The sequence below is a fragment of the Pirellulales bacterium genome, assembly GCA_036490175.1.
Lineage (GTDB): Bacteria > Planctomycetota > Planctomycetia > Pirellulales > JACPPG01 > JACPPG01.
Genome location: DASXEJ010000373.1, coordinates 1 through 13,943, shown reverse-complemented (window position 1 = coordinate 13,943; position 13,943 = coordinate 1). Strand labels below are relative to the sequence as shown.

Annotated in this window: 11 protein-coding genes; 5 read left to right on the top strand and 6 right to left on the bottom strand. The window is 60.9% G+C overall.

Annotation, left to right across the window (positions count from 1 at the left end; genetic code table 11):
- The 5 genes from VGG64_28545 to VGG64_28525 form a co-directional block, all read right to left on the bottom strand.
- Positions 1-280: hypothetical protein (locus VGG64_28545; GenBank protein HEY1603584.1), on the bottom strand; the 280-nt coding region annotated here is incomplete at its 3' end.
- A gap of 29 nt (positions 281-309) precedes the next feature.
- Positions 310-2,154, bottom strand: coding sequence for a signal peptide peptidase SppA (gene sppA, locus VGG64_28540; protein HEY1603583.1), 1,845 nt, complete (start codon positions 2,152-2,154; stop codon positions 310-312).
- Between the two features lie 321 nt (positions 2,155-2,475).
- Positions 2,476-3,399 (bottom strand): response regulator, encoded by a 924-nt coding sequence (locus VGG64_28535; protein HEY1603582.1) that lies wholly within the window; start codon positions 3,397-3,399, stop codon positions 2,476-2,478.
- 83 nt (positions 3,400-3,482) lie between these two features.
- The gene (locus VGG64_28530) at positions 3,483-6,794 is read right to left on the bottom strand and encodes a PAS domain S-box protein (GenBank protein HEY1603581.1); all 3,312 of its coding nucleotides are present in this window, start codon (positions 6,792-6,794) and stop codon (positions 3,483-3,485) included.
- Positions 6,795-7,093: 299 nt separating this feature from the next.
- Entirely contained in the window at positions 7,094-8,014 is a 921-nt protein-coding gene (locus VGG64_28525) for a DMT family transporter (protein ID HEY1603580.1), read from the bottom strand.
- A gap of 396 nt (positions 8,015-8,410) precedes the next feature.
- Between VGG64_28525 and VGG64_28520 the strand changes: the two genes are divergently transcribed.
- The 5 genes from VGG64_28520 to VGG64_28500 all read left to right on the top strand — a co-directional run bounded on the left by VGG64_28520 (position 8,411) and on the right by VGG64_28500 (position 13,686).
- The gene (locus VGG64_28520; GenBank protein HEY1603579.1) at positions 8,411-9,010 is read left to right on the top strand and encodes a thioredoxin family protein; all 600 of its coding nucleotides are present in this window, start codon (positions 8,411-8,413) and stop codon (positions 9,008-9,010) included.
- Positions 9,011-9,101: 91 nt separating this feature from the next.
- Positions 9,102-9,746: a redoxin domain-containing protein gene (locus VGG64_28515; GenBank protein ID HEY1603578.1), complete on the top strand. Its 645-nt coding sequence runs from the start codon at positions 9,102-9,104 to the stop codon at positions 9,744-9,746.
- An 86-nt stretch (positions 9,747-9,832) separates the two neighbouring features.
- The gene (locus VGG64_28510) at positions 9,833-11,683 is read left to right on the top strand and encodes a hypothetical protein (GenBank protein HEY1603577.1); all 1,851 of its coding nucleotides are present in this window, start codon (positions 9,833-9,835) and stop codon (positions 11,681-11,683) included.
- Between the two features lie 84 nt (positions 11,684-11,767).
- Entirely contained in the window at positions 11,768-12,589 is an 822-nt protein-coding gene (locus VGG64_28505; GenBank protein ID HEY1603576.1) for an alpha/beta fold hydrolase, read from the top strand.
- A gap of 65 nt (positions 12,590-12,654) precedes the next feature.
- The gene (locus VGG64_28500) at positions 12,655-13,686 is read left to right on the top strand and encodes an agmatine deiminase family protein (protein HEY1603575.1); all 1,032 of its coding nucleotides are present in this window, start codon (positions 12,655-12,657) and stop codon (positions 13,684-13,686) included.
- Positions 13,687-13,710: 24 nt separating this feature from the next.
- Here VGG64_28500 and VGG64_28495 read toward each other — a convergent pair.
- The coding region (locus VGG64_28495; protein ID HEY1603574.1) for a hypothetical protein at positions 13,711-13,943 on the bottom strand (233 nt) is incomplete at its 5' end.

Here is a 13,943-nt window from a genome sequence, read left to right as displayed (position 1 = left end):
CGATTTCCGCGGCTAGCAATGTGCCGTGCTGAAATCCGCGCTCGTAGGGAGCGCCTTCGATATGCAGCACGATCCAGCCGGCCTGGGGATAACGATACGCCGGGCCATGTCGTACGACGGATGCCGCGTCCGGTCGAAAGTCCGCAGCCGTCGCCAAGGGTCGGCGTTCCGCTGGTAGTGAAGCCACGTGCGAAGCAGTCTCACCCGCGCGGGCGGAGCCCACAGCACTACAAATGACAACGGCAGCAAGCAGCGGCGCCGGTACACGCAGACGCAGCATGGTAGCTCCTCTGGCAAATCGGAATCTGTCTATTGCCGGATGATGATCTCGGGCATCATCAGCACGACCCCCTCGCGGCGAATCAACTCCAAGCGGCCGAGCGCCATCGTGATGGCCCCCACGCGTTGGCCGTCGAGATTCTGCAAATAGGGCAACACCGCGTCGAGCAAAGGAAACGTGCGCACGCCCAAAGCCGCCGACAGCGATACGCCTTTTGCCTCGTCGTCGTCCTCCCCCATGGCGCTGCCGAGCAACGTTTGCAGAAAGCTCTTGGGCTCGGGCACGACGCGAACCTCGTACTTGTCAACTTTAGCTTGCTCGGCTGCCAATTTAATGGCGTCGGTGAGCGTGCCCATGCGGTCAACCAGGCCCAAATCCAAGGCTTGCCGGCCGGTATAGACGCGGCCGCCTGCCAACTCGTCGATGGGCTTTTTCAATTTCGAGCCGCGGATCGCCACGACGTGGTTTTTGAACACACCATAGATCTCGTCCATCCAACCTTGCATCCGCACGCGCTGCGGCTCTGTGAAGGGATGCGCGGTGCTGAGAATCCCGGAGTTGGCGCCGCGGCCGTATTCCTTCCAATTGATGCCGACCTTGTCCCAGAGGCCGGTCGTGGCCAATTTTCCACCGATCACCCCGATCGAACCGGTAATGGTTCCTTCGTCGGCAAACACCACATCCGAGCCGCAAGCCACGTAGTAACCACCGCTGGCCGCCACATTGCCCATCGATACGATGAGCGGCTTCTTGGCCTTTACGCGCTTGGCTGCCGCCAGAATGATGTCGCTTGCTGTCGCTGAACCTCCAGGCGAATCGACACGCAGGACCACGGCCTTGACCGTGTTATCGTCGGCCACCTCGTCAAGCGCTTTGCGGATGGCAGTGCTGGCGGCCGACTTGCCGCCGAAGCTGAGCGGGCTTGCGTCGGCACTACCGAGGACGATGCCCCCCTCGACGTAGACGATCGCAACCGAATCCTTGGTGGCCTTTTTCTTTTTGCCTCCCCCCAGCAGCTCGGCATAAAAACTCATGATGCCCATCGGTGACGAGAAATCGATCTGGCCCGACGATTTGGCGGCATACTTGGAATCGAACTTCACAGTGTCGCCAAATTTTTGTTGCAGCGCCACTTCGAGATCGTGGCGTTGGGCGACACGATCGATCAGTCCCAGTTCCTTGGCCTTTTCGGACGTGTAGGGGCCGGCGTCGATCCAGCCGCGCACCTTGGCTTCGTCCACGCCCCGCCCCTTGGCGATCAGCTGGACCGTGGTCTGATACATGCTGTCCATCAGCCAGTTCTGCATGGCTTCGGCTTCGGGACTGGGCCCAGTGCGCATGAAAGTTTCCGAAGCGCTTTTGTAGTCGCCGCAATGCAAGAAGTCGGGAGTAACGCCGACTTTGTCGAGCAGTCCGCGCACGTAGGGACTTTCGGCGTAAAAACCCGTCAGCCACAGGTCGCCTGTCGGAACCACGGTGATTTCGGTAGCGCCGGCGGCCAGCACATAGTCTTGCATCGTCAGGCCTTCGGCAAACAGGTGCACGTCCTTGCCCGCGGCTCGGATCGCGGCCATCCCTTGGCGAATTTCTTCGGCTTGCGCCAGACTAACCGTGGCGCCATCCAGGGTCAGAACTACCGCTTTGACGGCCTCATCGTCGCGGGCCTTGCCCAGGCGTTCGGCAAGGTCCTTGATCGTCACGGAATGCGATGTGCCGAACAGAATGTTCTCCTCGGCGGCGGTCTCCACGATGGGCCCACGCAGCCGAAAAACGGCCACGGTCGGCTTGTCCTTTTTGGCGTCGGCGGCCGACGCCGTAAACGGCTGGGCGACTAACATGGCCCCGAGAACGGCGAGCAATAGGCAGTAACGCATCAGGTGTTCTCCCCTCCTGTGAAACTTCAGCCGAGATGTCGCCTTGAGAAAGGCAGCGTCGTTAACTTTCGCCAATGGCGACCGGCGGTAATTCGCCGGCCCCGCCGATTTATTATAGGGTGTTCTAGCCGCAGGCAGGAGTATTGCGGGGCGATCGGTCACGGGCCTCGCCATTTTCTAGCAATATCGAGTTAACAGGCATGGCAGTCCGTTTGCCCCAATCGGGCCGGGCCGCGTCGGCTCCGTTACTCGCAGAAACTGCTGGCAAGCCAGCAGCAGCGTTCAGACAAATCGTTGACCGCACGCGTCCCCAGGCGGATTCTAGAGCAACTCGTTGCAGTTCAATGTCTCGCCGTCGGTCTGGCGGCGGCGTTTGCGCAGCGTGACTTCGTTGCCCCGGTCATTAAATGTGACCTCGTCGACAAACGTACGCATCAGAAGCAATCCTCGCCCACTGGCTTTTTCCAGGTTGACCGGGTCCGTGGGATCGGGCAGCGATGCCGGATCGAAACCTGGGCCTTGGTCGCGTATCGTAACCACGGCTTCGTCGGGCGAGATTTTCAGCGTGACCAGGATCTCACGTTCCTTGTAGGGCGAGATCTGCGAACGCTGGTCGACCATGGCGTAGTACGCGTCGTGGCTATCTTCGATCAGCCCGGAATGCACCTCGAGGTTGCCGTGATACAGCGCATTGACGAGTGCTTCTTCGAGCGCGATGCCCATCCGCACGCGTTCGATCTGATCGAACAAGCCAAAGCGCGCCACATGGTCTTGCAAGTAGTTGATCAACGGCGGGAACAGCGTGCAGTCGTTCTCCAAGCGGAACATGCACTCGCTATTGACAATGTGCGTGAGCAGACGCGCCTGGCTTTCGCGGGGGCGCGATGCGTCGAGCACAGCGCGAATGGTTTCGAGCAATCTGTCGGCCAGCTGACTTTTCGGCACGTAGCTGGCCGCGCCGCGTTGTAGCGCCTGTACGGCGATCTCCTCGTTACCCTTCGAAGTCATCAGGATGACAGGCACGAACGGGTGCTGGTCGCGTATCGCGGTCACCAGCTCCAGTCCGTTCATCTCGGGCATGATCAAGTCCGTCACGACCAAGGCCGGCACACTTTCGCGCATCATCGTCAGGGCATGGGTGCCGTTGGTGGCGAATCGAACGGTCAGGTCCGGGTCATGCTCGAGCAGACCCCCCACCAGGCGGCGATCAACGGCAGCGTCGTCGACAACTAAGACAGTTGGCATACGGTTGCTTCCCGGTGGGACGTTATGGCTCGAAACCAATCGAGTAATGCAAAAGCGCGCAAGTGCCAGAATCAAGTACGACGTTACTGTCGATGTGTAACTTTTTCAGCCAGCCTGGGAAGGTTTGCCAGCAGTCGTTCCAGCGAGGTGTCGAAAATCGCCATCGTTTTTGCCGCGTCCGCCAGCCGCGCGTCGCGACCGCAGGTTTCCAACACGAACGCCTGGTCGAACAATTCTCCTGCGCCAAGATATCGCAACGACGCTTTCAAGGTGTGGGCCGCACGGTGCAATCCTTCGGTATCGCCGGCGGTCGCGGCCGTTCGTAGATCGTTGAGCAATCGTGGCGCCTCTTCTAGAAACGCCGCGACGATCTCGCCGAGCAAGTGCCGGTCTCCGCCGACGGTTTCCAAGGCGACCGACCAATCGAGCCCGATCGTATCCGCGCCAGGTAACTCTTCGGGCCTGGCGACCGACATGCCGGCAAGTGTTTGATCGATCGTCTCGAACAGCTCTCGCGAGCGAATCGGCTTCGAGATGTAGTTGTCCATGCCCGACGCCAGGCAGCGCTCGCGGTCGCCCTCCATGGCGTGCGCCGTCATGGCGATCACCGGCCGCCGAGCATGGCCCGTGGACATTTCGCGCTCGCGCAGCGCACGCGTAGCATCCAGCCCATCCATTTCGGGCATTTGCACGTCCATCAGCACCAAATCGTAGTGTTGCTTCTCTAGTTCCGCCAGCGCCTCGCGGCCGTTGTTCGCCACCTGCACCCGATGGCCGCGCCGCTCGAGCAGCCCTACGGCCAGCTTCTGATTTACCAGGCTGTCTTCGGCCAACAAGATATTCAAGGCGCGCGTGGCCGCCCCGGGCGAAAGGGACGAGCGATCGACCACGGCTTCGATTTCGGCCGGAGCGACGGCGGCCGCGATCGCGTCGAATAGCTCGGATTGTTTGACCGGCTTCATCAAGTAGGTCGCGATTCCCAACTGCCGGCAGCGGGCTACATCATCCGGGCGATCGCCGGAGGTGAGCATCATGATGATCGCACCACTGAGGAGTGGATCGGACTTGATCTCACTGACCAGCGAAAACCCGTCGACGTCCGGCATATTGGCGTCGGTCAGCACCAGACCGAAGGGATGCTGCGCACGATGCGATTCGCGCAACACCCGCAGCGCATCGACGGCTCCGGGGACGGCGACCGGCTGCATTTTCCAGTTGTGCAGCATTTCCAGCTGAATGCGCCGGTTCGTCGCGTTGTCGTCGACCACTAGCACGCGCAAGCCCTCAAGCGCCGGGGGAGCGTCCAGCCGATCGTCCTGCGGCGCAACTTCACCTTGCCGGAACAGGGCGGTGAAGTGGAACGTGCTTCCTTTTTCTTCCTCGCTTTCCACCCACACGCGGCCTCCCATGAGGTCAACCAGAGCGGACGAGATGGCCAGGCCCAGCCCCGTCCCACCGTAACGGCGCGTCGTGGAACTATCGGCCTGCTCAAAAGCCTTAAAGATCAGATCGCGTTTGTTCGCGGGAATGCCGATGCCGGTGTCGCGTACGGCAAAATGAAGCGTCATTTCTTGATCCGCCGATTCCTGCCGCGTGACGGTCATCACGACTTCGCCCCGGTCGGTGAACTTGATCGCATTGCCGACCAGATTAATGACTACCTGCCGCAATCGGTTCGGGTCGCCGACGATCATCCGTGGCACGTCGACCGCAATCTCGTGCATCAATTCCAGCCCCTTCTTGTGCGCGCGGACGGCCAACGACTTCATGGTGTCGCCGATGCCCTCTTGCACGTCGAAGGGAACGGGGTCGAGATGGAACTTGCCGGCCTCGATCTTGGAGAAGTCCAACAGATCATTGATGATCGACAGCAGCGAATCTGCCGATTCTAAGACCAGCTTCAAATAGTCGCGCTGCTCGGCGTTCAGCGGCGTATCGAGAACCAGCTCCGCCATGCCAATGACGGCGTTCATGGGAGTGCGAATCTCGTGGCTCATATTGGCCAGGAACGCACTCTTGGCACGGTTGGCGGCTTCGGCTGCTTCCTTGGCCTCAAGCAGCTCGGCTTCGTAGCGCTTGCGACGGCGAATGTCGTGCAAAAAGGCGTGGAAGATGTGAGCCTTCCCGAGCCGTACCGGCGTGATCGCAGCCTCGACAGGAAACTCGCTGCCATCGCGGCGCATGGCCGTGATTTCGATCCGTTTGTTGAGTACCGCCCCTTGGCCGCGCGCCAACGTCTGTTCCAACCGCCGACGATAAACCTGGCGAAACTGTGGCGGAATAATGGTCTCGGCCACCTGGCGACCAAGGGCTTCCTCGCGCGGCCAACCGAATACCGCCTCGGCCTGCGGGTTCCAATCGATGATCCTGCCCTCGCTGTCGACGCCCACGAAAGCGTCGTAGGCCGTATCCAGGATCAACCGTGTTCGCTCGGCGTTTTCGCGCAGTTTTTCTTCGACGCGGTGACGCGCCGAGACGTCCCAGAACATGCCTTGCACGCCCCGCACCTGGCCATCGGCCCCCAATACCGGGGCCTTGAGGATCTGCACGTAGATCGTCTCGCCGTCAGGTTTCTTGTGCTCTTCGACATCTTCCACCACTAGGCCCGTCGTGATCACCCGCTCGTCGTCGTGATGGTACTTCTCGGCCAGTGCGCGCGGGAATAGATCGAAGTCGGTCTTGCCGCACAATTCTTCCAGCGGCCGCCCTAGCGTCTCGCAGAATCGTCGATTGGCGAACAGAATCCGGCCGGCGACGTCCTTGCGGAAGATGCTCAACGGCAAGCTCTCGACCAGCGAGTGATAGAGCGCCTCTGAATCGCGCAGCGCTTGCTCGGTACGCTTCTGTTCGTTCACATCGCGAAAGAACGACAGCGAAGCGGGTCGCCCCTCCCAGTTGATCATGACCGAGTTGATTTCGGTCCACACCAATTCGCCGTTGGCTGTGAGAAATCGGAATTCGTAGACGTGCGGCAGGTCCTCTCCGCGCAACCGACGCTGATAGCGATCGACCACTAGCGGCCGATCCTCGACAGCGATGAGGTCGGTAAATGGCATCGTCGTCAACCGCTCGGCATCGTACCCGAGCATCTGTTGCAATTTCGGATTGAAGAACTGGATCCGCCCGTCCTGAGCCACGCAAATCCCATCGTTGGCATTCTCGATCAGCAGCCGATACTTCTCTTCGGTGTCGCGCAGGGCATCCTTGACCCGTTTCCATTCGCCAGAGTCGTAACTGCGGCTGGGCGTTGCAGGGGAAGCAGGCGTTGCGGCGACACGAGCGTCGGGTCCGCCGTTGGGCTTCGAGGGACGCCGCTTGCCGAATCCAAACACGGCGCAACCCACGACGACGGTTAATGAGATGCTGAGCAGACTGGGGAGCACCGCGGAATCCATGGCCCCCTCTACGCGACCGCCCGCAGCACTTGCCGAGCGGCGCTGCAGACTTGATTGATCGATTCCCTAACGGTTTCCAATGTCGCAGACCGGCTGCGCGTGTCAACAAAAAACTGGCCCACTTTGCCCACGGGAATAGGCGCCGGAAGCTCGTTCGTTGCGGGTTGTATCTCCCGCCGGTCGTGGGCAGGATTTACGAACTCAGCAATTCCCAAGATTCACCACCTGAAATGCTCAGCGGGCGTGCCGATGCCGCCTCCCTTGCCCAGATTGGCCGGCGACGAGTCGTACGCGTGCCGTCACACCACTTCGATTTCAGTGTCGATCGTCCCGTTACGCGTCTCGCCCCACAGCAACCACGCCGTGGGAACGATCACCAGGGCCATACCCAGCAGACCCAGGGGTGTGAAGCGGCGGTCCCAGAACACGACGTCGAATAGCATCGCAAAGCCGATCTGGCTGAGTGCGACGACAGAGACTTTGGCCGCATTGCCGGTCGTGAACGCTTTCGTCAAAAGTATCTGGCCAATCGTGGCGGCCAACCCCACACCCATGAGCATCAGCCAGACGTAGGAATCGAAAGGCCGCGCCGCAGTATGCGTGGTCGGAAACAGAAACAACGCTGCGCCGCAAAACAGGGTAGCCACGGCCGAGAAATGCGCCACAATGGCCCGCGCGTCGAATTGGTTCAACCGGTGCAGTCCGATCATCGCCACAGCGGTGGCAAAGCTCCCTCCCAGCAAGACCACCGTGGCAGAGCGAGCTTCGTTCTCGTACGGTTGTTGAATTGTCGTCTCGGCATCTGAGGGGGCAAAAGGCTGGTGTTGTACCAGGGCCACGCCCCCCAGTGCGCACGCGATGGCCAGCCACACGCCGGCCGACGGTTTTTCCTTAAGCACGGGCCAGGACAACAGCGCCACCCACACGGGAAAAATGTTGGCCAGCGTCAATACGTCGGCAATGGGCAAGCGCGGCACCGCGTAGAACGTACACAGCATGCTCATACTGCCGGCGATCGATCGAACCCACAAGGTGCCAGGTCGCCAGACGACAAATCGTCCGCCGGCGGCGAATACCATCGCGGCCGCAAAAATCGTGGCGAGCAGCGCCCGGGCCAGTGCCACGATCTGCCAATCGCAGATCCCTTGCAACCCGCGAGCGAATGCCACCATGCAAGCAAACGAGAACGCGCCGCACAACATCCAGATATAGGGGAGCACGGCGTCTCCGGATTAAGGGGAGCGACACCCTGCCAGGTGCAGGGCCGCGGGAGCAGGCTTCGGGCAGGATGGTAGCTGGACGCATTTCAAACCGAAATCGTTCGCGCCGCAAGGACAGTTCTGCCCGTATTAGGATTGCCTGGTTGGACGACCCGTCATGCCAGCATGCGCGCGCAGGGTTGGGCCGGCGAGCCTTCGATTGACACGTCCCGGAGAACCCGCGAGACTAGAATACAGTGGGAGTTACCCGGAAAGTGTTTCCGATCGGTAGACCCCGCAGCCGGTATACTTCACACCGCCCTGCCTGCTATTGGGCCCTGCCTTTGGTGCTTACGGGGGCCTGGTTTTCCTATCCTCCCTGCCGGGAGATTTTCTTGCTTCGAGGAGCCTAGCGAGATGCTTAAGAATTCGGCGACTGGTCTTGTGATCGTATCGCTGGCGGCCAGCTTGGCCTTTGCCGGCAAATTCAACAAGGTACTCAGCGTCGGCAGCCCCGCGCCTGACTGGGCCAATGTTCAAGGTACCGACGACAAGCAGCACAGCCTGAGCGATTACAAAGATGCCAAGGTGGTGGTCGTCATCTTTACCTGCAACCACTGCCCCGTCGCACAACAGTACGAAGAGCGGCTGATCCAATTGCAGAACGAATTCAAGAATCGAGACGTGCAATTGATCGCCCTCAGCGTCAGCCAGGGTGCAGAGGACAATCTCGCGGCCATGAAGGCCCATGCACAGGAAAGAAAGTTCAATTTCCCATATCTGTCGGACCTCACGCAGTTGTCGGGCAGGGCCTACGGCGCCCAGAAGACGCCCGAGGCGTTCGTCCTCGATCGTGATCGCAAGGTCGTGTACATCGGCGGAGTCGACGATAGCTGGGCCGACGCGACGGCCGTCAAGAAGACCTATCTACGCGATGCCATCGAGGCCGCGCTGGATGGGCGTTCGCCTGCGGTGCCAGAAACCCGTCCCCTCGGCTGCGGCATCGAATACCAATGATGTGGGTCCGTATTTTGCCAGCTGTCGGCGCGCTAGCTGCTTTGAATGTGGCATGTCATAAAGGCGTTTTTGTACCTGTGAGTCATCGGCAATGATCTACGCAAAACTAGTTGTTCGTTCCCCGGTTGCGGTCTCGCTCTTCGTGATCTTGCTGGCGCTGGCCGGCTGTGCTGACGAGAAGCGCACGCCTACCGGCAAGGCTGCGGGCAATGCTGTCACGGTGAACGACGTCGGTGCCGTGCAGGCGGAAAGTCCCGCCGCCGTTGGTCAAGAGTCGGCCGCCGCGCCCGTCGAGATCGTGGTCGTCGACAAGGCAGCATTCCAAAAGGCCATCGAGGCGCATCGTGGCAAGGTCGTGCTGGTCGATTATTGGGCCACCTGGTGCGCGCCATGTGTCAAACAATTTCCCCATACCGTCGAACTGTGGCGCAAGCACCGTGACGAGGGGTTGGTCGTGATCGCGCTCAGCCTCGACGAGCCGGACGAAATCGATGGCGTGCGAAAGTTTCTCGCGGACAAGGATGCCACCTTCGAGAATCTGATCAGCAACATTGGGTCCAGCGAGATGGCGGCCGACGAGTTTGATTTCGATGGCGCCCTGCCACATTACGTTGTCTACGATCGCGAGGGGAAGCTGGCAGCGCGGCTTTCCCCGTCCGATCCCACCATCAATTTCCGCCAGGATTTGATCGATGAGGCCGTCGAGCAGCAACTCGCGGCTCCCCCCGCCCGCTGATTCCCGCCTATCCGACCACCGAATTACCGGTCCCGCGCCGTATCAGCTATCCTAAATAGGGACGGTCGTTCGCCCCGGGCATCTTTGTGAGAGACAATCGAATGCACCCTGGCTTTCGCGGCGTGCGACAATTCCTGGCGGCGGCGTTGTGCTGCGCGCTTGTGATGGGCATCGCTCGCGCCGAGGACGTACCAGCCATGCCGCTCGACGAGCGGATCAATCAGCTAATCGGACAACTTGGCCACGACGATTACTTCGTACGCGAGCGGGCTCAGCAGGAGCTGGCCAAGATCGGCTTCGAGGCTTTTGATACGCTCGAGGCTGCCGAGGACAACGATGACATCGAGGTCGCCTCGCGCGCCAAGTATCTTGTCAGCCAGATGCAAATCGAATGGACGGCGCCAAGCGACCCGCCCGAGGTAAAGCGCCTACTGCAAAATTACGGTCTGAAAGATGAAGCGGCCCACCTGGTGACCGTCAGCCAATTGGTCAACTTGACGGACGATCGTGGGCTGCCTGTGCTGTGCCGGCTGGTGCGCTTCGACAAGTCGCTGGTGCTTTCGAAGTTGGCGGCGCTGTCGATCATCGAGCAGAAGCGCATTACCGAGAAACGCTGGCCAGGACGCGAGCAGGCCATTCGCGACAATCTAGGGCGCAGCCCCCGGCCTGGCGCCGAGTGGCTGCGCGCGTATCTCACTGCACACAAGGACCCGGCCGCCGCGGTCGACAGTTGGGGCCGGCTGGCCGAGGCCGAACAGCGGGCGCTTTCGCAGCCGCCGCAGCAAACCCAGCCGGTGATCGTTTGTGCGTTATGGCGGCAACAAGTCGCGGTGTTGCGTAAGCTTGATCGGCGCGACGAAGCGGTGGCCGCCATGATGCGGATTGTCGACCTTGAGGAAGGACACAGCGAAACCCTGGTGGAATTAGTCAACTGGCTTGTCGAGCAAGAGGCCTGGAGCGTGGTCGATACGGTGGCCAAGCGCTTTGGTGATCGGATCCAGCGCGAGCCCATCTTGCTCTACACATTGGCCCAGGCGCAGCAGGCACAAGGAAACGAAAAAGAGGCCCAGCAAACGGCCGATCGGGCTCGCGCGCTGAACGAGGGCACCGCCTTCGATAACCTGCTACAACATTACGAGGCCGCCCGCGAGCTACAGCGCCGCGGCATGCACAAGTGGTGCCAGCAAGAGTACAGGCATGTCATTCAAGCCGACAAGAACGGAGAGTTCATCACCTTCTATGCATGGCTCTCGTTGAGCGAGCTATTGCATGATCAGGGAGACGATTTGGCTGCGGCCCAGGTTTGGGGAGACGCTGTTCGTATTCGCGAGGCCAAGGAGCAGAAGAAGGAAGGCGACGTACAAGATCTGCTCAACAAATTCGGGCCCCTGGAGACGATGCGTGCCCGGCTGCACTTCTTTCGCGCCTGCCAACACGAGGCAAGCGGGGAGCGTGCCGAGCAATTGGCCGAGCTCAAAGCCGGCCTCGACGACGATCCAGCCGAGGTGGACGTGTTGATCGCCCTCTATCGGTATCAGGGGCTGGACGACGAACTGAAGGACAAGACGCGCCGCCTGATCGGCGAAGCCGCCGAAGGGTTCCGTCGCGAGATCCAGGAAGAGCCCGAGGACAGCAAACCCTACAACCAATTGGCATGGTTGCTGGCGAACACCGGCGGCGATGCGGATGAAGCACGTCGGGCCAGCGAACGATCGCTCGAGCTCTTGCGCAGCCAGTCGGATGACAAGGACATTCGCCTGTCCGAGGCCGGCTATCTCGACACGCTGGCCAGATGCCGTTACGCCCAGGGGGACTTGGAAGGGGCATTCGAAGTCCAGTCCAAAGCAGTCGAGCAAGATCCGCATTCGGGCCAGATGGGCAAGCAATGGAAGTTTTTCAAGGAAGAGCTTGCCAAGACGCAGCAGAAATCGTCCTGAGCTGTCGGTCGCGGTTCTTCGTCGCCATGCCGTACGGATCGAAAACGGTCCTCCTTGGCAACCATTCCGTGGAGAAGTATTGCCATGCGGCAAATCAACATTAATGGCGCAACGTTGAACGTGTTTGAACGCGGCGCCGGACCCACGCTGCTGCTCATTCATGGATTTCCGCTGAACCACACGATGTGGGTTAGCCAGTTGGAATCGCTCGGCGGTAATAATCGTTTGATCGCGCCCGATCTGCGCGGATTCGGCCGCAGCACATTTGCCGCCGCTGCTGCGGCCGGCGAGACTGTGACGATGGAGCAATTCGCCGACGATTTGGCGAGCATGCTCGATCAATTGGCCCTGCGGCAGCCCGTCTGCCTGTGCGGGCTGTCGATGGGAGGTTACATTGCGATGGCCTTCCTGCGTAAATATCGCGATCGCGTCCGGTCGCTCATTCTGTGCGATACCCGTAGCGTGGCGGATTCTCCCGAGGCAGCCGCAGGCCGGCGACAAATGGCCGACAAGGTGCTGGTCGCAGGGTCGGCGATGGTGGCCGACGCCATGCTCCCCAAGTTGTTGCATCCGCGTACCGCGGCAGACCGTCCGCAGTTGGCGCAGGCCGTGCGGACGATGATCCTGGAGACCGATCCGCGCGGCATCGCCGCGGCGCAGCGCGGAATGGCCGTCCGGCCAGACTGCACCGACCTGCTGCCCACGATCGGCGTGCGAACACTGGTGCTGGTCGGCCAGGAGGACGCCATCAGCCCGGTCGAAGAGATGCGCAAGCTGGCCGGCGCCATTCCGGGCGCCGAGTTCCAGGTCGTTCCCGATGCGGGGCACATGGCGCCGCTCGAGAATCCGGACTTTGTGAACGCCGCCATCGCCTCGTTCCTGGCCAACGAGTTGCACGCGCGGTAAATTGCGACGCTTTCGTCGGGCAACTTTGGCCCGCGTCCTTTTTTGCGCGAAACCCGCGGTAAATCATGTCTGAAAATACGCCTGCCTCGCTTGGTTATCGGATGCCGGCCGAATGGGAGCCGCATGTCGCGACATGGCTCTCTTGGCCCCACAACCTGGAAAGTTGGCCCGGTGCCTTCGAGACTATTCCGGGCGTGTGGGCCGATTTGGTGCGCACGCTAGTAAAGTTCGAGCCCGTGCGGATCCTAGCCGGGGGCGAGGCCGTGCTGGCGCAAGCTGGCGCGATGGTGGGCGGCATTGCCGACGTGACGATCTACGACATCCCGACCAACGACGCCTGGGCGCGCGACCACGGCCCCATGTTTCTCACCTGCGCGAACGCGGTGCCGCCGGCGCTTGTACACTGGGGCTACAACGCCTGGGGTGGCAAGTACCCCCCCTTCGAGAAAGACGTGCAAGTGCCAGTCCGGATTGCTCAAGAACTGGGCATGAAGCGCTTCGAGCCAGGCATCATTTTGGAGGGAGGCGCGATCGATGTGAACGGGCGCGGCGCGATCCTGACCACCGAGCAGTGCCTGTTGAATCCAAATCGCAATCCCCATCTGTCGCGCAGCGATGTCGAACGCTACCTGGCCGATTACGGAGTCGGCCGACACGTCATCTGGCTGGGCGAAGGGATCGTCGGCGACGACACCGACGGTCATATCGATGAACTGGCCCGCTTCGTCGGTCCCCGCACGGTTTTGACTGCCGTGGAACAGGACCCCGCCGACGAGAACTATGCGGCACTTGCCGACAATCTGCACCGGCTGCAATCTGCCACCGACGAAGAGGGACGGTCACTCGAGGTGGTGCAGCTGCCCATGCCGCAGGCAATTTATTTTGACGATCGCCGCCTGCCGGCCAGCTACACCAACTTTTATATTGCCAACGGCGTTGTGATCGTGCCGCAGTTTGGCTGCCCGTCCGACGCAGATGCCGTCGCCACACTCGCGAAACTTTTTCCCAATCACCAGGTGCGGGGAATTCGGGCCGTAGAACTGGCCTGGGGGCTGGGGACGTTCCATTGCATTACACAACAGCAGCCGCGCACATAAGCAGTGCGATGAATGTTTAGCACCTTATAGCGCGGTCTTAATCGCTGCTGGCGCGCGGAGTCTTTTGAGACCATCTACCGTCGTGGCGCGGTCAGCGCGACTCATGCGCCGGATCATCGTCAGCGAATAACCTTCGCGTAGCAGGGCGATCATAGTTTCGTCCGGCAGGTTGACTTGAATCAACGTATTGCTGGCCGATTGTTCGACGAAAGCACGGGCTTCGTCCGTAATTGCGGCCGCTGTCAAGTCGAGAGTTT

Bases quoted from the DNA above. Each gene is read 5' to 3' on its own strand.
- sppA (HEY1603583.1), bottom strand. From the start codon at position 2,154: ATGCGTTACTGCCTATTGCTCGCCGTTCTCGGGGCCATGTTAGTCGCC.
- VGG64_28535 (HEY1603582.1), bottom strand. From the start codon at position 3,399: ATGCCAACTGTCTTAGTTGTCGACGACGCTGCCGTTGATCGCCGCCTG.
- VGG64_28530 (HEY1603581.1), bottom strand. From the start codon at position 6,794: ATGGATTCCGCGGTGCTCCCCAGTCTGCTCAGCATCTCATTAACCGTC.
- VGG64_28520 (HEY1603579.1), top strand. From the start codon at position 8,411: ATGCTTAAGAATTCGGCGACTGGTCTTGTGATCGTATCGCTGGCGGCC.
- VGG64_28515 (HEY1603578.1), top strand. From the start codon at position 9,102: ATGATCTACGCAAAACTAGTTGTTCGTTCCCCGGTTGCGGTCTCGCTC.
- VGG64_28505 (HEY1603576.1), top strand. From the start codon at position 11,768: ATGCGGCAAATCAACATTAATGGCGCAACGTTGAACGTGTTTGAACGC.
- VGG64_28500 (HEY1603575.1), top strand. From the start codon at position 12,655: ATGTCTGAAAATACGCCTGCCTCGCTTGGTTATCGGATGCCGGCCGAA.